The organism is Mesorhizobium sp. M0998, from assembly GCF_040318885.1.
Classification (GTDB): domain Bacteria; phylum Pseudomonadota; class Alphaproteobacteria; order Rhizobiales; family Rhizobiaceae; genus Mesorhizobium.
Genome location: NZ_JAMYND010000004.1, coordinates 164,385 through 182,900 on the forward strand (window position 1 = coordinate 164,385; position 18,516 = coordinate 182,900).

The following is an 18,516-nucleotide window of genomic DNA, read 5'->3' on the forward strand; positions in this document are numbered from 1 at the left end:
CGCGCCAGGCTGCATCGATATAATGTCGAGCGGGGATTCGTCCACGATCGAATTCGTTTCAACGGAAGATTGCGTGGATCAGGAGCTACCGCAGCACGAGAAGATCAGGTTCAGGCGTGACGAGATCACCGACCTGGGAACCTTTCCGTCCGCGTGCCGCGTCCCGCCGCTCGGCCAGGCGTCGATCGGTCGCGGGGTCCGTATGATGGCGCGGCTGTTTGCCGGTCTTGTCGCCCTTGTGCTGCTGGCTGCCGCCGGCGTCTATGCGATCGGCGTGTCCGGCTTCGGCTCGGAGCGGCTTCGCGCGGAAGCCGAAACGGCAATCGAGAAATTGGCCGGCTTCGATGTCGACGTTGCCGTCGGGCCGGCACGGCTGACGCTTGACGGGTCGAGCTTCATTGCGCTGCAGGTCAGCGACGTCAGCCTCAAGACCGCCGACGGCAAACCGATGGCCGATGCCGGCCGGGTCCGCTTCGGCATCCGGCTGATCCCGTTGCTTTCGGGCGAGGTACGGCTGACCAGCGCCCGGATTTCCGACGCGCACATCGTCATGGCGGCGATGCCGTCCGGCGGCGACTGGACGGCCGGGCTGCGCAACCAGGATGGCCTCATCGATCCGGAAAAACTTTCCGCCGCCGTCTTCGCCAACGTCAACCGCGCGCTCGATGCGGTGCGCGAGGATTCGATGCGCCAGATCGATCTGCGCAACGTCGAGCTGGAACTGCCCGAGACCGGATCGGTCAAGTCGGTCACCATCGCCGACGCCTCCGTGTCGCAGACGGGACCGGGAAGCATGGAGTTTTCATCCGATGCGGATGTCGACGGCAGGGCGCTTACCATCGCCGCTTCCGCCACCCGCGATCCGGCGACGCGACGCATCACCACGCTGGACGCCAGCATCCAGGCGGCGGATGCCGAAGCTGCGGCAGCAGGCGGCAAATTGGGCGCGATCGCCTTGAAGCTGGCGGGGTCGGAAGGGACCGGCGACAACGGTTCGCGGCTGACCGCCGCCCTGTCACTGACCGGATCGGTGCTCGATCTCGGTTCGCGCGGCCTGCTTCCGGCCGACATCGATCTCGATGCAACACTCGTCGCCGGGTCGAACAAAATCCAGGTCGACAGTTTGCTGGTGAAAACCGGCCGCTCGACCTTCGATTTCGCCGGTTCGATCGGGCCGAAGCCGGCTACCGGCGCAGCGGGCGAGGAGCCATCCTATCGTTACGACCTGACCAGCGACGGTTCGACCCTGGCGCCTTCGGATTCGCCGGAGCCGGCGCTCAGCTTCATTGCCCGTATTGCCGGCGTCTACCAGCCGACGAGCCAAAAGCTGGTCGCCGAGCAGATCGGCGTCCGGTCCGGACCGGGCAGCGAAGTGCTGGGCACGGCTTCGGTTTCATTCGTCGCCAACCAGGCGCCGGGCATATCGGTGGCGCTCAATGTCCACGACATGCCGGTCTCGCACGTCAAGCAATTATGGCCCTGGTTTTCGGCGCGCAATGCCAGGCTGTGGGTGCTCAAGAACCTGTTCGGCGGCCGCGTCGTCGATGGCAGCCTGCAGTTCCAGGTCGTGCCCGGACGGCTCGGCAACGGCGTGCCGCTTTCGGCCGATGAAGTGTTCGGCCGATTCCAGGTCGAAGGATCGCGCTTCGACACGGCCGGCCGCATTCCGCCGATCCGCGATGCCGTCGGCGTCGTCGGCTTCCACGGCAATGACGTCGACGTCGCGCTGTCGTCGGGCAGCGTCTATATGCCGAGCGGCCGCACGGTGGCGGCGAGCAACGGCACGCTCACCGTCAAGGCGGCGAACCATCCGCCGGTGATCGGCGCGCTCGACATCGATGTCGCCGGCGAGTCGCCGGCAATCGCCGAGCTGGCATCGTTTGACCCGATCAACGCCATGCGCCATGTCGGCCTGCTGCCGGACGACCTGTCCGGCACGGTGACCGGCCACGTCAAGGCCGATATTCCGCTGCAGTCCGGTGTCGACTCTTCCAAACTCGATTGGCTGGTGGCGCTCGACTACAAGGACCTGTCGCTGGGCAAGCCGTTCGAGGGCCAGACGGTCAGCCATGCCGACGGCTCGATCACGGTCGCGCCCGACCGGGCGGTGATCTCGGCCAAGGCGCTGCTCAACGGCATTCCGGCCGAGCTCGACCTGATCGAGCCGCTCAGGGATGGCGGCCCGCCGCGCAGTCGTAAAGTGGAGCTGGTGCTCGACGACAAGACGCGCGCCACCGCCATGCCTGGCCTGTCGACGCTGCTTTCCGGAACCATCAAGGTGGCGATCGACAAGAGTGGCACCGGCAACCAGAACGTGTCGGCCGACCTGACCAATGCCAGGCTGGACATTCCCTGGGCCGGCTGGAGCAAGGGCCCCGGCATTCCCGCCAAGGTGGTCTTCGCCATGGCGAAGACCGGCGACACCACGACGCTGTCCAATTTCGAACTCGACGGCAAGACCTTCTCCATCGACGGCAGCGCGGTGCTGGTCAACGGCGCCTTGTCCTCGGCCCGGTTCAGCAAGGTCACGTTGAACAGGGGCGACGACGTCGCCGTCTCGGTGAAGCGGTCGGGCAAAGCCTATGCGGTCGAGGTCAGCGGCAGCGCGCTGGACGCACGCTCGCTGATCAAGCAATTCACGTCCGATGTCGATACCGCCACCAAGACCACCGGCGTCGATGCGATCTCGGTCAGCGCCGACGTCAGCTCCCTGACCGGCTTCCACGACGAGGTGCTGTCGAATCTGAAACTCGACTACAGCGCCGCAGGGTCCCGGGTGAACGGGCTCAAGGTGAGCGCCACGGCAAGTTCGGGAGCCGCCATCACCATCAGCAACACGACCGGCGGCGGCCTGCGCACGCTCAACATGAAGTCGGCCGACGCCGGCGCCATACTGCGCTTCCTCAACATCTACGAGCATATGGAAGGCGGCTCGATCACGCTGGCGCTCACCGGGGCCGGCGACGGTCCGATGAAAGGCCAGGTCGACGCCAAGAACTTCTTTGTCGTCAACGAGCCGAAGCTCGCCTCGATCGTGTCGACGACGCCGGCCGGCGACAACCGCAGCCTCAACGAGGCGGTCAAAGGCAATCTCGACACGTCGAGGGTGAAGTTCGAGCGCGGTTTCAGCGAGATCGATAAGGGCAGCGGCTATCTCAAGCTGCGCAACGGCGTGCTGCGCGGCTCGCGCATCGGCACCACCTTCCAGGGCACGCTCTACGACCAGAACAACAATATGGACATGACCGGCACGTTCATGCCGGCCTACGGCGTAAACCGCATCTTCGGCGAACTGCCGCTGATCGGCGCACTGCTCGGCAACGGCCGCGACCGCGGCCTGATCGGCGTCACCTACAGGCTGAGGGGCAACGCCAACAAGCCGAACCTGGAGGTCAATCCGCTATCGGTGATAGCGCCCGGGATTTTCCGGTCGATCTTCGAGTATAGGTGAGGTCAAAACCCAATTACCTCGAGCGACCGAGTTTTGATCTTAAGCGGCCGCTCGTCCGCCCCGCGAATTCACGCCCATGATCCAAAGGCGACTGACGTCCGCCCGGGCCTAAATGGCCGCTTTGCGCCTAATGTCGGCCGTTAAAGTTAGTTGTGCCACCGCCTTACAGCGGACATCACCGGCGATCGCGCTTGAGGGCGTAGTTGCGCCAGGAGCGGTCATTCGATGTTCTGCCGTTGAACGGCTTCATTCGCCAGTTTAGCGGAAATTGGGCGACAGCATGGTTGCCTCAACAGGGAAGTTCGAAACCCTCTTGGTCCGCGGATCCCGCTGATTGCACGCTGCCGTGCGATATTCTGCAAGATAGCCACCCAACCAACGCCGATAGCCGCATTGCTCTCGACAAGAGCACTCCTGCCGCAGACCACCTAGCTGGCAGACACTTGGCTGATCCCGGCATCGACCCAGGCGCGCGTCTGCTCAAGCACTTCATCCGACAGCGCGGGATCGTCGATCGCCCGGGCGAGGATTACTGCCCCCACCATCGCTGCCCAGCTTCCGATCGCCGCGCGGCGTCTGTCTGCCGGATCCAACTCCGGGAGCGCCTTGCCGATACGGTCGATCTGCGATCGTAGGCCTTCCGTCATGGCCGAGCGTGCAGCCGGGGTCTGATGGCGGATGGCTGCGGCAAGGCCCGCCGTCGGGCAACCGCCGGCGCAGTTGTCGCGATGCCGGGGCGAAAGATAGGAACCTACATAAGCGCGAAGATCGCCCCCTCCGCCTGAGTCCGCGGCGAGGACGTGGGCAAGGGTCTGCGCGATCAGGTCGTCCTTCGAACTGAAATGGCCATAGAAGCCGCCATGGGTGAGCCCGGCGGCCTTCATCACTTCCGCCACGCTGACCGCGTCGAACCCCTTCTCGCGAAACAGCCGGCTGGCCGCATCCAATATCCGGTGACGGTTCTCCGCCATCTGCTCTCGACTGACCTTCATTTCAAAATTCTCCGTCGGCCCCGTTGACATTTACATGATGCCCATCATATTTAGCCGCAATCATGATGATCGTCATGAATATAGGTTCCATCAGAGAAAAGAGCAATGCCATGACCACCATTCCATCAGTCCTCATCACCGGCGCCTCCACGGGCATCGGAGCTTCCTATGCCGAACGGTTCGCCCGCCGCGGACACGACCTCGTGCTGGTTGCCCGTGACGTGGCACGAATGGAGGCACTGGGAGCCCGGCTCCGTCAGGAAACTGGCGTTGCGATCGACATCATCCAGGCTGATCTCACGCAGCCTGCCGAGCTTGCAACGGTAGAGACGAGGCTGCGCGATGACGTCCGCATCGGGATTCTCGTCAACAATGCCGGAACAGCCATCGGCGGAAGCTTCATCGAGCAGAGTACCAATGACGTCGCCCGGCTCGTTGCGCTCAACACGACCGCGCTTCTGCGACTTGCCAGCGCCATCGCCCCGCGTCTTGCGAAAGCTGGCGAAGGGTCGATCGTCAACATCGGCTCCGTGGTCGGGCTGGCGCCGGAGTTCGGGATGACGGTTTACGGCGCAACCAAAGCCTTCGTGCTGTTTCTGTCGCAGGGGCTCAGCCTCGAGCTCGCGCCGAAGGGTGTCTACGTCCAGGCCGTGCTGCCCGCCACGACGCGTACGGAGATCTGGGACCACGTCGGCGCCGACATCAACACGCTCTCCAACGTGATGGAGGTGGACGATCTGGTTGATGCGGCGCTGGTCGGCTTCGACCGCCGCGAACCGGTGACCATCCCGCCGCTTCCCGATGCCGGGCAGTGGGATGCGCTTCAGGTCGCGCGCCAGGCCATGCTTCCGAATTATCGGAACGAACATCCCGCCGAGCGGTACCGCAAGGTCGCCTGAGCACCAACGAAACCATTTGATAACGACCTCGTCGCGGCGGGGACAAACAAGGTGGCCTATGACCAACAAAGCACTTTTTGAGCCTTATTCTCTCGGCTCGCTGACGCTCTCCAATCGTATCGTCATGGCGCCCCTCACGCGCAATCGCGCTGGCCCGGGCTTCGTTCCGGGCGATCTTGCCGCCGAGTACTACGGCCAGCGGGCCTCTGCCGGCCTGCTGATCTCCGAGGCCACGCAGATCTCGCGGCAGGGACAAGGTTACCAGGACACGCCCGGCATCTATTCTCAGGCTCAGATCGACGGCTGGCGAAAGGTCACGACCGCGGTGCACGCCAAGGACGCGCGGATTTTCCTGCAGCTCTGGCACGTCGGCCGCGTCTCGCACGTCGATCTGCAGGAGAACGGCGCCGCGCCCGTCGCGCCCTCGGCAATCCGGGCCGCGACCAAGACGTTCGTGAACAACGGCTTTGTCGAGGTTTCGGAGCCCCGCGCGCTGGCGCACGACGAGCTTGCGGGGATCGTCAACGATTTCCGGCAAGCAGCCGCGAACGCCATTGAGGCCGGCTTCGATGGCGTCGAGATTCATGGCGCCAACGGCTATCTGCTGGACCAGTTCGCCAAGGACGGTGCCAATGTCCGCACGGATGCTTATGGCGGATCGGTCGAGAACCGCGCCCGGCTGATGCTGAAGGTTGCGACTGCGGTGGTCGAGGAGATCGGCGCAGAGCGCACCGGCATCCGGATTTCGCCCGTCTCGCCCGCCAACGGCGTCTCGAGCAGCGCCCCCCAGGCGCAGTTCGACTATATCGTCGATCAACTCGATGCTTTGGGCATCGTCTATATCCATGTCGTCGAGGGCGCCACTGGCGGATCGCGCGATGTCGCGCCGTTCGACTTCGGATCGCTCCGCCGGCGCTTCAACAATACCTATATCGCCAATAACGGCTATGACCTCGACCTCGCGGCGTCGCGGCTCGCCGAGGGCAAGGCGGACCTCTTCGCCTTCGGGCGCCCGTTCATCGCCAATCCCGACCTTGTGGAACGGCTGAAGACGCGCACGCCGCTGACGGAGTTCAACTCGGCGACGCTCTATGGCGGCGGCTCCGCTGGCTATACCGACTATCCCGCGATCGCCGCCTCAAGCCGCCCATGAGCTATCGGAGGGCGGCGCCTGCGAGGCAGCCATCCCACGTGACAGCAGCGCCTCAGGGCATCTCTCTGGCGTTCCGCTCGAACTGGTGTCCAAACCCAGGGATTCAGGAGGGCCATGGAGGGCTATAGCATAGACGTTAGCTCCTCTGGTCCGCCCAGGACCAGCCAGGCGAGATTCGTAGCACGTCGTACGTTCGCTTTACCGGCGCAAGCGGACCCGTTCACCGTGATTTCGACTGTCGTGAATGGGTCAGATCGCGTCGATGCATGGGGGCGCCTGAACGTCCGCTTCTCACATTCCAAGCCTCCAAGCCTCCAAGCCTCCAAGCCTCCAAGCCTCCAAGCCGCAAGTCCGCTTCCGTGCCCCGAACAAGACGTTCATCGAAGCGCCGCAGAACGTCCGCTATTTGCGCTACCTGCTCGATCCGATCGATGAGACGAATGGCACCTCGGCCATTCTCGGGAGCTAGCTGATTAGCCTCGGCGGTGATTCCGAACCGAAGGTAAGCGCCGCAAGATGAAACCGGTTTCGGAAAAGATCTAACAGGAAGTACCGGGCCCTGGTCAGACCGGCCGCACCAGAACGTGTTTCTTCTTGCCGAGCGACAGTTTCGCGACGTTTTCCGGGCCAAGGTCCTGCAGCGTCACCATCCTGCGATCGTCGGCCACGAGCTGGTCGTTGAGGCGCACGGCGCCGCCCTGGATATGCCGCCGTGCCTCGCCGTTGGACCCGGCCAGCCCGGCGGTGACGAACAGCGACAATATGCCGACGCCGGCTTCAAGATCGGTCCTGCCCACCTCGACGGTTGGCAGTGTTTCGGCGAGCGCCCCTTCTTCGAACGTCTTACGCGCCGTTTCGCTGGCCTCCTCCGCCGCCTCGCGGCCATGCAGCATGGCGGTGATTTCGGTGGCGAGGATCTTCTTGGCTTCGTTGATCTCCGAGCCGCCGAGCCGTTCGAGGCGTCCGACCTCGGCGAGTGGCAGGGTCGTGTAGAGCTTCAGGAAACGGCCGACATCGGCATCCTCGGTGTTGCGCCAGTATTGCCAGAACTCGTACGGGCTCAGCATCTCCGCATCGAGCCAGACCGCGCCCGAGGCCGACTTGCCCATCTTGGCGCCGGAGGAGGTGGTGAGCAGCGGCGTCGTCAGCGCATAAAGCTGCGCGCCTTCCATGCGATGGCCGAGATCGATGCCGTTGACAATGTTGCCCCACTGGTCGGAGCCGCCCATCTGCAACCGGCAGCCGAGGCGCTTGTAGAGCTCGACGAAGTCGTAGGCCTGCAGGATCATGTAGTTGAATTCGAGGAACGACAGCGACTGCTCGCGATCCAGCCGGAGCTTGACCGAATCGAAGGCCAGCATGCGGTTAACCGAAAAATGCCGGCCGACATCGCGCAGGAAATTGACGTAGTTGATGTCCATCAGCCAGTCGGCATTGTTGATCATGACGGCGTCGTTGGGGCCGCCGCCAAATTTGAGGTAGGGCGTGAAGTTGCGGCGGATGCCGGCGAGATTGTCCTCAATGTCCTGCGGCGTCAAAAGCTTGCGCGCCTCGTCCTTGAACGACGGATCGCCGATCATCGAGGTGCCGCCGCCCATCAGCGCGATCGGCCGGTGGCCGGTCTGCTGCAGCCAGTAAAGCATCATGATCTGGATCAGCGACCCGGCATGCAGGCTCCTGGCGGTAGCATCGAAGCCGATATAGGCGCTCACCGTTTCCATGGCGAAAAGCTGGTCGAGGCCGGCATCGTCCGAGGTCTGGTGGATGAAACCGCGCTCGCTCATCGTGCGCAGGAAATCGGATTTGAAGGCGGACATTTTCTTTCCCGAAAAGCTTCCGGCCGAACGCGGCTCGGCTATGCATGAAGGCGGGCGTTTAGCACTCAAGCGCGATCAGCAAAAGTGGAATCCGGTTTTGCGACACCCCTCTTGCCTTCTCCCCTTGTGGGAGAAGGTGGATTGGCGCGCAGCGCCAAGACGTTGAGGGGTGCTGGACGGAGTGCCGTCCTTGCCAAGCTGGAACACCCCTCATCCGACCGCGCTTCGCGCGGCCACCTTCTCCCACAAGGGGAGAAGGGAGAACCCCAAGCGTGCGGCCTGCTTGCGTCATTGTTTCGGCTGGCGTAATGAGGCGCCGCGCCAGCGGGGCTCTTCCACTGGACCGCGCGGCATCGATCGAATGCCATATCCTGTGACAGAGTCGAGATGCCGGAGATATCCATCGTCATTCCTTGCCGGAACGAGGCGGCGAACCTGCCGCTTCTGCTCGACGAGATCGGCACTGCCATGGCCGGGCGGGACTTCGAGGTCATTGTCGTCGACGACGGCTCGACAGACGATACACCTTCGGTGCTTGCCGCAGAGGCAGCGCTTCGCCGGTTTCCGCTGCGCCATCTCAGGCATGAAAAATCCGCCGGCCAGTCGCTCTCGGTGCGCTCAGGCGCCTGGGCGGCGCGCGGCGATATCGTCGCCACGATCGATGGCGACGGCCAGAACGACCCCGGCTACATCCCGGTGTTGATCGACGCGCTGCGGCAGGCTGGTCCCGAAGTCGGGGCCGCGCAGGGACAGCGTCTGAAGCGCCGCGACAGCAAGATCAAGCAACTGGCGTCGCGTTTCGCCAACGGGCTGAGAAAAGCCATCCTGCACGACGAGACGCGGGATACCGGCTGCGGCCTCAAGGCGATCTACACCGACATTTTGCGGAAATTGCCGTTCTTCGACGGCACCCACCGCTTTGTTCCGGCGCTGGTCATCCAGGAGGGCTACCGCGTCGTCCATTGCGATGTCGTCGACCGCCCCCGCCGTCACGGCAAATCGAATTACGGCATCTTCGATCGCGGCCTGCAGGGCGTGCTCGATCTTGCCGGCGTCTGGTGGCTGCGCCGCAGGCGCCGCAGAATGCCCAAAGTAGAGGAAATCAGGCATGGGTAACGTGCTTCAGGAATTGGCGACCTGGCTTCACGATGTTTTCGTCAAGCAATTCGATGCCTGGGTTCTGCTCGGCTTCGTCGCCCAGTTCTTCTTCACCATGCGCTTTCTGGTGCAGTGGGTGGCGTCGGAAAAGGCCAAGCGCAGCGTCGTGCCGATCGCCTTCTGGTTCTTTTCGCTGTTCGGCGGCGGCCTGCTGCTGATCTACGCCATCCAGCGTCAGGATCCGGTGTTCATCGCCGGCCAGGCCATGGGCCTGTTGATCTACATCCGCAATCTCTGGCTGATCGCCAACGAGCGCAAGGCGGCGATGACCAAGGTCGATTGAGCCCGCCACCGCGGCCTGAACCGGTCGAGCAAGCAATCCGGATTACTTGCCGTCCAGCCCGCCGTAAGACCTTACCAGCCGGACCATGTCGGCCGAATCGGCAGTCTCGCTCTCGAGCCCCTCGGCGACACCGACGCGGTCGGCGGCCGGGCGGTTCTGGCTGACTTTCCATTTGCCGCTGATTTCGGTGATTTCGATCTCCAGGCCGACGATGCCCTTGATCTGTGACTGGATGAAGGGCGCCGGCGCGTCGGTCACCGCCCACGGCGCCGCGCGGCTGCCCTCCTGCGACATCGTCAGATCGGAAATCTGCTCGGCCAGCCAATCCTGGTCTTCGATCACCGTGACGCTGCCGCGCACCTGGACGATGGCGTAGTTCCAGGTCGGTACCACCTTGCCGGTTTCACGCTTGGTCTCGTACCAGGACGGCGTCACATAGGCATCGGCGCCCTGGAAGACGACCAGTACCGGCGCCGGGGGATTGTCGGCCAAAAGCCGCCATTGCGGATTGGCTTTGGCCAAATGGGCGCGCAGCCTGCCGTTCGGTGGCACATCCGCGTCTAGAAGAAAGGGAATCGCGTTGGCGACCGGCCCTCGACGCCGTTCGACACCAGCAGGCCAAGCGGATGCGCCCGGATCAGCCCGTGCAGGACGTCCGGCCGTGTTTCCTGGAAGTGAGGCGGTTGGTACATCGCCGATTATCTCAGCCGCTTCGGCCGTGGGTCGGACAGTTCCCCGGCCAGCCGGCGATCGAGGTAGTCCGCGCATTCCTCGATCAGAAGCTCAGCATGGTTGGCAAAGAAATGGTTGGCGCCGGGCAGGGTCTTCTGGGTGATGGTAATGCCCTTTTGCGTGTGCAGCTTGTCGACCAGGCCCTGCACGTCCTTGGGCGGCGCGACCTTGTCGGCGTCGCCGTGGATGATCAGGCCGGACGACGGGCATGGCGCCAGGAACGAGAAATCATAGGTATTGGGCTGCGGCGCGACCGAGATGAAGCCCTCGATCTCCGGCCGGCGCATCAGAAGCTGCATGCCGATCCACGAGCCGAACGAATAGCCGGCAACCCAGCAGCTCTTGGAATCCGGATGCAGCGACTGCACCCAGTCGAGCGCCGCGGCGGCGTCGGACAATTCGCCGGTGCCGTGGTCGAACTCGCCCTGGCTGCGGCCGATGCCGCGGAAATTGAAGCGCAGCGTGGTGAAATTGCGCTTCTGGAACATGTAGAAGAGGTCGTAGACGATCTTGTTGTTCATCGTCCCGCCGAACTGGGGGTGCGGGTGCAGGACGATGGCAATCGGCGCGCTCTTTTCCTTCGAGGGCTGATAACGACCCTCCAGGCGGCCGGCCGGACCGGTGAAAATGACCTCAGGCATGAAATACTCCACTTGGCATAAATTGCGCGGCGCCCGGAACAACTCTTCCTCTGGCCCCAGTCTTCCCTAGGCCTTGACGCAGGGCGAGCGTCTTTCTAGAAGCTAGTTTAGAATTGTTCAAAACTGGGCGGCCAAAAATTGTGGCTCGGCCACCCGCGCCGCAAGCCGCGTAAATAGGACGTCTTGCCTTGCAATTTCAAGGAAATAACGCGCTATCTTCGCGGAACGGCTTTTGAAGGGACCAGTTGGACGGAAATGGCCGGAGCACGCGCCTACCTCGACTACAACGCCAGCGCGCCGCTGCTTGCCTCGGCGCGCGCGGCGGTGGTGGCTGCGCTCGACGTTGCCGCCAACCCGTCCTCGGTTCATGCCGAGGGCCGCGCTGCACGGCGGCTGATCGAGGACGCCAGGCGCGACGTGGCGCGACTGGTCAACGCCAGGGCCGAGCACGTCGTATTCACCTCCGGCGCGACGGAAGCGGCCTCGACGCTGCTGACGCCGGACTGGCAGATGGGCCGCGGCGCTGTCCGCATGAGCCGGCTCCATGTGTCCGAGTCCGATCATCCCTGCCTGCTGAACGGCGGGCGTTTCCCCACGGGGCAGGTAACGCGGATCGGCGTCGACGCCGACGGCGTCGTCAGGCTCGACGTTTTGGCCGAGGCTCTCGCCCAGCATGACAAGGCCGAAGGCTTGCCGCTGGTGGCCATCCACGCTGCCAACAATGAGACCGGCGTCATCCAGCCGGTTGGCCGCATTGCCGAAATCGTCAAGGCGGCGGGTGGCATCCTGGTTGTCGATGCCGTGCAGGCGGCGGGCCGCATTCCGCTCGATATGTCAGCGGGTTACGCAGACTATCTGATTCTCTCCTCGCACAAGATCGGCGGACCCAAGGGCGTCGGCGCCATGGTCGCGGCGTCGGACCTGATGATGCCAAGACCGCTGGTCAGCGGCGGTGGCCAGGAAAAAGGCCATCGCGGCGGCACCGAAAACCTGGCGGCGATTGCCGGGTTTGGCGCGGCGGCGCGCGAGGCGTCTGCCGGCTTGCAAACGATCGAAACGGTGCGGCAGCGTCGCGACGAAATCGAGGCGATCGTGAAAACGCTTGTTCCGGACGCCGAAATCTTCGGGACCGGCGCGCCAAGGCTTGCCAATACGACATTCTTCGCTATTGCCGGCATCAAGGCCGAGACGGCGCAGATTGCCTTCGACCTGGCCGGTGTGGCGCTCTCGGCTGGATCGGCCTGTTCGTCGGGCAAAGTAGGGCCGAGTCACGTGCTGAAAGCCATGGGTTATAGCGACAGCCTCGGCGCGTTGCGCGTGTCCGTCGGCCACGCGACCAGCGCTGAAGACATTGAGCTGTTCCGTTCGGCGCTGGCGACGATCGTCGCGCGCCAAGCCGGTAAGGAAAAGGCAAGCAGGGAACGAGCCGCCTGAGCGCGGCAGACGAAATGTAGGGCTTGCGGCCTGGTAGAAGCCGTGCGTTCGAATTTGGCCGGGTGAATTTCCGGCATGAACGCACTATATGAAGCTTACGCCGCCTCGGGTGCCTGATGGGTGCTCGTTTGCGGTGCCATAGTTTGAAAACTGCCGGGCCTTGACCCCGGCGTGGATGGAGAACGCTGATGCCTGCTGTGCAGGAGACGATCGATCGAGTTCGAAAGATCGATGTCGACCAGTATAAATACGGATTCCAGACCGAAATCGCGATGGACAAGGCCCCCAAGGGCCTGAGCGAAGACATTATCCGCTTCATTTCGGCGAAGAAGGACGAGCCATCCTGGATGCTGGAATGGCGCCTGGAAGCCTATCGCCGCTGGGTGACGCTGGACGAGCCGAAATGGGCGCGCGTCCACTATCCCAAAATCGATTTCCAGGACCTCCACTATTACGCGGCGCCCAAGAGCACGCCGGGGCCGACTTCGCTCAGCGAGGTCGATCCCGAACTGCTGAAGGTCTATGAGAAGCTCGGCATTCCGCTCAGGGAACAGGAAATCCTCGCCGGCGTGCAGAAGACCGATGCGTCGGAGCTCGAGGAAGCCAGCGACAACGTCTACAAGTCGGGCCGCGTGGCCGTCGATGCGGTGTTCGATTCCGTCTCCGTCGTCACCACTTTCAAGAAGGAGCTGGCGCAGGCCGGCGTCATCTTCTGCTCGATCTCGGAAGCCATCCGCGAGCATCCGGAGCTGGTGAAGAAGTATCTCGGCTCGGTCGTGCCGACCTCCGACAATTTCTACGCAACGCTGAATTCGGCCGTGTTCACCGACGGTTCGTTCGTCTTCGTGCCCAAGGGCGTGCGCTGCCCGATGGAACTGTCGACCTATTTCCGCATGAACGAGAAGAACACCGGCCAGTTCGAGCGCACGCTGATCATCGCCGAGGAGGGGGCTTACGTCTCCTATCTCGAAGGCTGCACGGCGCCGCAGCGCGACGAGAATCAGCTTCATGCCGCGGTGGTCGAGCTGATCGCGCTCGACGATGCCGAGATCAAATATTCGACGGTGCAGAACTGGTATCCCGGCGACGCCGAAGGCAAGGGCGGCATCTACAATTTCGTCACCAAGCGCGGCGACTGCCGCGGCCATCGCTCGAAGATTTCGTGGACGCAGGTCGAGACCGGTTCGGCCATCACCTGGAAATATCCGAGCTGCATCCTGCGCGGCGACGATTCCAGCGGCGAGTTCTATTCGATCGCCGTGTCGAACGGCTACCAGCAGGTCGACAGCGGCACCAAGATGATCCATCTCGGCAAGAACACGTCCAGCCGCATCATCTCCAAGGGCATCGCCGCCGGCTTCTCGCAGAATACCTATCGCGGCCAGGTCTCGGCGCACCGCAAGGCGACCAACGCCCGCAACTTCACCAATTGCGACTCGCTGCTGATCGGCGATCAGTGCGGCGCACACACCGTGCCCTACATGGAAGCCAAGAACTCGACGGCGCAGTTCGAGCATGAGGCTACGACCTCGAAAATTTCCGAGGACCAGAAGTTCTACGTCATGCAGCGTGGCATCCCGGAAGAAGAGGCGATTGCGCTGATCGTCAACGGCTTCGTCAAGGACGTCATCCAGCAACTGCCGATGGAATTCGCGGTCGAAGCGCAGAAGCTGATCGGGATTAGTCTTGAGGGGAGTGTTGGGTGAGTTAACTGGAACGGCGATCATGGATTTGTTCAAGCGGATAGAAGGCTTGATATTTGCCGTTCTGATGCTCTTGCTGACATTGGCTGTTGGTGGTGCTGTGATGGCGTTGATAGGCGCAGTGTTTGGCTTGAGTTCGACAAAAACTATTGGTGGTTCGATTGCAGGCTTAAGCGCGGCTGGGTTTTTTAGCTGGATGTTGGTCACCAGCAAGTTTGTACGCGCTTTTCGAGCTTTTAGAAAAGTTCCGTCGCAGGCCGGGCACCGCGAACAAGAAAGTGGAAAATAATGCTTGAAATCAGAAACCTCCATGCCCGTATCGTCGATGACGGCACCGAGATCATTCGCGGCCTGAACCTGACGGTCAGGGCCGGTGAAGTCGCGGCCATCATGGGGCCGAACGGCTCGGGAAAATCGACGCTGTCCTATATCCTTGCCGGGCGCGAGGATTATGAGGTCACCGAGGGCGACATCCTCTACAACGGCCAGTCGATCCTCGACATGGATCCGGCCGAGCGCGCTACGGCCGGCATCTTTCTCGCTTTCCAGTATCCGATGGAGATACCGGGCGTGGCGACGATGGAATTCCTGAAAGTTGCGATGAACGAGCAGCGCAAGGCGCGCGGCGAGGAGCCGCTGAAAATCCCGGAATTCCTCAAGCGCGTGAAGGAAGCGGCCGCCTCGCTCAACATGGACATGGCGATGCTGAAGCGGCCGCTCAATGTCGGCTTTTCCGGCGGCGAGAAGAAGCGCGCCGAGATCCTGCAGATGAAGCTGCTCGAGCCGAAGCTGTGTGTCCTCGACGAGACCGATTCCGGACTCGATATCGATGCGCTGAAGATCGTCGCGGACGGCGTCAACACGCTGCGCTCGCCGGATAGGGCCATTGTCGTCATAACCCACTACCAGCGCCTGCTCCAATACATCGTGCCGGATACGGTGCACGTGCTCTACAGGGGCCAGGTGATCAAGTCGGGCGACAAGTCGCTGGCGCTCGATCTCGAGGCCAATGGCTATGCCGGCGTGATCGGGCAAGCCGCGTGAGATGCCGGAAGGCGGGACGAAACTGATGAATATGCACACGACACCCCAGCGAACATTGGCCGAAACGGCGCTGATCGACGCCTTTGGCGAGCGGCTGTCGCTGCTGCCTGGCGACGGCGCGGTGATGCTGAAGCGCGACGACGCCATCGAGGCGATCAAGAGCGGCCTGCCGACGCGGCGCATCGAATCCTGGCACTATACGGACCTGCGCCGGCTGCTGACCTCGGTGCCGGACTTCGATCCGGCAGCGGTCGCGAAAGCCATTGCGCCGATCGTCGAAGGCTCCTCGGTTTTGCCGGTGCTGAACGGCGTTTCGAGTACGAAACTGCCCGGTATCGAAGGCGTTGCCGTGCAGCGCCTGTCGGAGAAGCTAACCGACGGCAGCATCGCTCCGGGGTTGGATTCCTATGGCGCCGACGATGCCATCGGCGCGCTCAACACCGCCTTTGTCGCCGACGGCTATTTCGTCGACATCGCCGACGGTGCCCAACTGGAAAAGCCGATCGAATTGCAGAATTTGCAGGCCGGTGGACAGACGCATGTACGGCTGGCCGTCCGTGTCGGTGCCGGCGCCAAGGCTGTCGTCGTCGAGCGCCAGGCAGGCGAGGGGGCGGCGCTGGTCAGTTCGGTCAGCCAGCTTGTGCTTGGCGAGGGCGCCGAAGTGACCTGGCTGGTCGTGCAGGAGCAGCCGGATACGGCGACGCACCTTGCCCAGTTCAAGGCGCATCTCGGCAAGAATTCGAAGCTGACGCTGTTCGTCATGAATGCCGGCGGCAGACTGGTGCGCCAGGAGGTCGTTGTGAAGACGACCGGCGAGGGCGCCGACTTCACCCTGCGCGGCATCAATCTGCTCGCCGGCGATACCCATACCGATGTCACCATGGTGCTCGACCACGCCGTACCGCACACAGCCTCGACCGAAGTCATCCGCAATGTGGTGACCGGCAAGGCGCGCGGCGTCTTCCAGGGCCGCATCAACGTCCACCAATATGCGCAGAAGACCAACGCCAAGATGGCCTGCAACACGCTGCTTCTGTCGGACGACGGCGAGTTCTCGACCAAGCCGGAGCTCGAAATCTTCGCCGACGACGTCGTCTGCGGCCATGGCGCGACCGTCACCGAGATCGACCACAGCCATCTGTTCTACCTGATGGCGCGCGGCGTCGACGAGAAGACCGCGCGCGGCCTGCTGGTCAAGGCCTTCGTCGCCGAGGTGATCGAGGAACTGGACGACGAGGCCATCGTCGAGGCGCTGGAAGCACGGCTCGACGATTGGTTTTTGACGCACGGGTAGAGGTGACTGAGGGGTTGGTGCCAACACCCCTCATCCGACCGAGCTTCGCTCGGCCACCTTCTCCCACAAGGGGAGAAGGAAACGCGCCTCTCCTTCTCCCCTTGTGGGAGAAGGTGGATTGGCGCGAAGCGCCAAGACGGATGAGGGGTGCTGGACGGAATGAGGCGGTGCCTCGAGAGAGCTTGTAATGGACCAGAAAGTCGAAAACATCCCCTACGACGTCGAGGCGATCCGCCGCGACTTCCCGATCCTGTCGCGGCAAGTCTACGGCAAACCGCTGGTCTATCTCGACAATGGCGCCTCGGCGCAGAAACCGCAGGCCGTGCTCGACGCCATCCAGCACGCCTATTCCCAGGAATACGCCAACGTCCATCGCGGCCTGCATTTCCTGTCCAATGCCGCGACCGACGCCTATGAGAGGGCTCGCGAGACGGTGCGCCGTTTCCTCAATGCGCCGAGCACCGACAACATCGTCTTCACCTCGAACACCACGGCGGCGATCAACACGGTCGCCTATGGTTTCGGCATGCCGAACATCGGCGAAGGCGACGAGATCGTGCTGTCGATCATGGAGCATCATTCCAACATCGTGCCGTGGCATTTCATCCGCGAGCGGCAGGGCGCCAAACTGGTCTGGGTGCCGGTCGATGATCTCGGCGCCTTTCACATCGAGGAGTTCGAGAAGCGGCTGACCAACCGCACCAGGCTGGTTGCCATCACCCATATGTCGAACGCGCTGGGCACGGTGACGCCGATGAAGGAGATCGTGCGCATCGCGCACGCGCGCGGCATTCCGGTGCTGGTCGACGGCAGCCAGAGCGCCGTGCATATGCCGATCGACGTGCAGGATCTCGACTGCGATTTCTTCGTCTTCACCGGCCACAAGGTCTATGGCCCGTCGGGCATCGGCGTGCTCTATGGCAAGAAGGATATTCTGGAGCGCATGCGCCCGTTCATGGGCGGCGGCGAGATGATCGAGGAGGTGACGCAAGACATCGTCACCTACAACGATCCGCCGCACCGTTTCGAGGCCGGCACGCCGCCGATCGTGCAGGCAATCGGGCTTGGTGCCGCGCTCGAATACATGGAAAAGATCGGCCGCGAGCGCATCGCCGCGCACGAGGCCGATTTGAAGGACTATGCGCATCAAAAACTGCGCGCCATCAACTCGCTGCGCATCTTCGGCGATGCGCCCGGCAAGGGCGCCATCATCTCGTTCGAGCTGCAGGGTATCCATGCCCATGACGTGTCGATGGTCATCGACCGGCAGGGCGTGGCGGTCCGCGCCGGCACGCATTGCGCGCAGCCGCTGTTGAAACGCTTCGGCGTAACATCCACATGCAGGGCGTCGTTCGGCATGTATAATACCAGGGCCGAAGTCGATGCTTTGGCCGATGCGCTGGAAAAAGCGCGAAAATTCTTCGGGTGACGATCATGGATGATGCCAGCCACACCGCCGAGACCAATTCGGAAGCGACGACCAATGCGGCGGTTTCCGGATCGACAATCCCCGCCGACGAATTGGCGCGGCTGACCGACGACATCGTCTCGGCGCTGAAGACGGTCTACGACCCGGAAATCCCGGCCGACATCTACGAGCTCGGCCTGGTCTACAAGATCGACATCGAGGACGACCGCTCGGTCAAGATCGACATGACGCTGACCGCGCCCGGCTGCCCGGTGGCCGGCGAAATGCCTGGTTGGGTCGAAAATGCCGTCGGCGCCGTCGAAGGCGTTTCCGGCGTCGAGGTCAACATGACCTTCGACCCACCCTGGTCGCCCGACCGCATGTCGGAAGAGGCGCAGGTGGCGGTTGGGTGGTACTAGCATGCGACCAGCCGGAGGCTGGCGCACTTGCGCCGGGTACAAAACTTCACCATTTTAGGTGAGGAATCATTCGGCAGGCCTTGAACCT

At 63.0% G+C, this 18,516-nt stretch carries 15 protein-coding genes and 1 pseudogene; 12 read left to right on the forward strand and 4 right to left on the reverse strand.

Features of this window, described 5'->3' with window-relative positions:
• Positions 1-73 precede the first annotated feature (73 nt).
• Positions 74-3,451, forward strand: a complete 3,378-nt coding sequence (locus NKH59_RS05610) for a hypothetical protein (protein WP_353021234.1) — start codon at positions 74-76, stop codon at positions 3,449-3,451.
• A 428-nt stretch (positions 3,452-3,879) separates the two neighbouring features.
• On the opposite strand, the gene NKH59_RS05615 is transcribed toward NKH59_RS05610, so the two are convergent.
• A complete protein-coding gene (locus tag NKH59_RS05615; protein ID WP_023674676.1) occupies positions 3,880-4,443 on the reverse strand; it encodes a TetR/AcrR family transcriptional regulator in 564 nt (187 codons plus the stop codon).
• 110 nt (positions 4,444-4,553) lie between these two features.
• Between NKH59_RS05615 and NKH59_RS05620 the strand changes: the two genes are divergently transcribed.
• On the forward strand, positions 4,554-5,342 hold the full coding sequence (locus NKH59_RS05620) for an SDR family NAD(P)-dependent oxidoreductase (RefSeq protein WP_353021236.1): 789 nt from the start codon (positions 4,554-4,556) through the stop codon (positions 5,340-5,342).
• 58 nt (positions 5,343-5,400) lie between these two features.
• A complete protein-coding gene (locus tag NKH59_RS05625) occupies positions 5,401-6,495 on the forward strand; it encodes an alkene reductase (protein ID WP_353021238.1) in 1,095 nt (364 codons plus the stop codon).
• 563 nt (positions 6,496-7,058) lie between these two features.
• Here NKH59_RS05625 and tyrS read toward each other — a convergent pair.
• Positions 7,059-8,312, reverse strand: coding sequence for a tyrosine--tRNA ligase (gene tyrS / locus NKH59_RS05630; protein WP_352918679.1), 1,254 nt, complete (start codon positions 8,310-8,312; stop codon positions 7,059-7,061).
• A 387-nt stretch (positions 8,313-8,699) separates the two neighbouring features.
• Here tyrS and NKH59_RS05635 point away from each other — a divergent pair, with 387 nt between their 5' ends.
• Positions 8,700-9,428: a glycosyltransferase family 2 protein gene (locus tag NKH59_RS05635; RefSeq protein WP_352970435.1), complete on the forward strand. Its 729-nt coding sequence runs from the start codon at positions 8,700-8,702 to the stop codon at positions 9,426-9,428.
• On the forward strand, positions 9,421-9,753 hold the full coding sequence (locus tag NKH59_RS05640) for a lipid-A-disaccharide synthase N-terminal domain-containing protein (RefSeq protein ID WP_023674681.1): 333 nt from the start codon (positions 9,421-9,423) through the stop codon (positions 9,751-9,753). The genes NKH59_RS05635 and NKH59_RS05640 overlap by 8 nt, the downstream gene beginning before the upstream one ends.
• 42 nt (positions 9,754-9,795) lie before the next feature.
• On the opposite strand, the pseudogene NKH59_RS05645 reads toward NKH59_RS05640, so the two are convergent.
• Positions 9,796-10,445, reverse strand: a pseudogene (locus NKH59_RS05645) (FMN-binding negative transcriptional regulator).
• A gap of 6 nt (positions 10,446-10,451) precedes the next feature.
• The gene (locus NKH59_RS05650; RefSeq protein ID WP_023674683.1) at positions 10,452-11,126 is read right to left on the reverse strand and encodes an alpha/beta hydrolase; all 675 of its coding nucleotides are present in this window, start codon (positions 11,124-11,126) and stop codon (positions 10,452-10,454) included.
• Positions 11,127-11,381: 255 nt separating this feature from the next.
• Between NKH59_RS05650 and NKH59_RS05655 the strand changes: the two genes are divergently transcribed.
• The 7 genes from NKH59_RS05655 (at position 11,382) to NKH59_RS05685 (ending at position 18,428) form a co-directional block, all read left to right on the forward strand.
• A complete protein-coding gene (locus NKH59_RS05655; protein ID WP_352501566.1) occupies positions 11,382-12,560 on the forward strand; it encodes a cysteine desulfurase family protein in 1,179 nt (392 codons plus the stop codon).
• A 188-nt stretch (positions 12,561-12,748) separates the two neighbouring features.
• Entirely contained in the window at positions 12,749-14,266 is a 1,518-nt protein-coding gene (gene sufB, locus NKH59_RS05660) for a Fe-S cluster assembly protein SufB (protein WP_352614113.1), read from the forward strand.
• A gap of 19 nt (positions 14,267-14,285) precedes the next feature.
• Positions 14,286-14,552, forward strand: a complete 267-nt coding sequence (locus tag NKH59_RS05665) for a hypothetical protein (RefSeq protein WP_352926420.1) — start codon at positions 14,286-14,288, stop codon at positions 14,550-14,552.
• Positions 14,552-15,307: a Fe-S cluster assembly ATPase SufC gene (sufC, locus tag NKH59_RS05670; RefSeq protein WP_352746447.1), complete on the forward strand. Its 756-nt coding sequence runs from the start codon at positions 14,552-14,554 to the stop codon at positions 15,305-15,307. The genes NKH59_RS05665 and sufC overlap by 1 nt, the downstream gene beginning before the upstream one ends.
• Positions 15,308-15,332: 25 nt before the next feature.
• Entirely contained in the window at positions 15,333-16,601 is a 1,269-nt protein-coding gene (gene sufD, locus NKH59_RS05675) for a Fe-S cluster assembly protein SufD (protein WP_353021241.1), read from the forward strand.
• Positions 16,602-16,788: 187 nt separating this feature from the next.
• A complete protein-coding gene (locus NKH59_RS05680; RefSeq protein WP_353021242.1) occupies positions 16,789-18,030 on the forward strand; it encodes a cysteine desulfurase in 1,242 nt (413 codons plus the stop codon).
• A gap of 5 nt (positions 18,031-18,035) precedes the next feature.
• Entirely contained in the window at positions 18,036-18,428 is a 393-nt protein-coding gene (locus tag NKH59_RS05685; protein WP_352474719.1) for an SUF system Fe-S cluster assembly protein, read from the forward strand.
• Positions 18,429-18,516 lie beyond the last annotated feature (88 nt).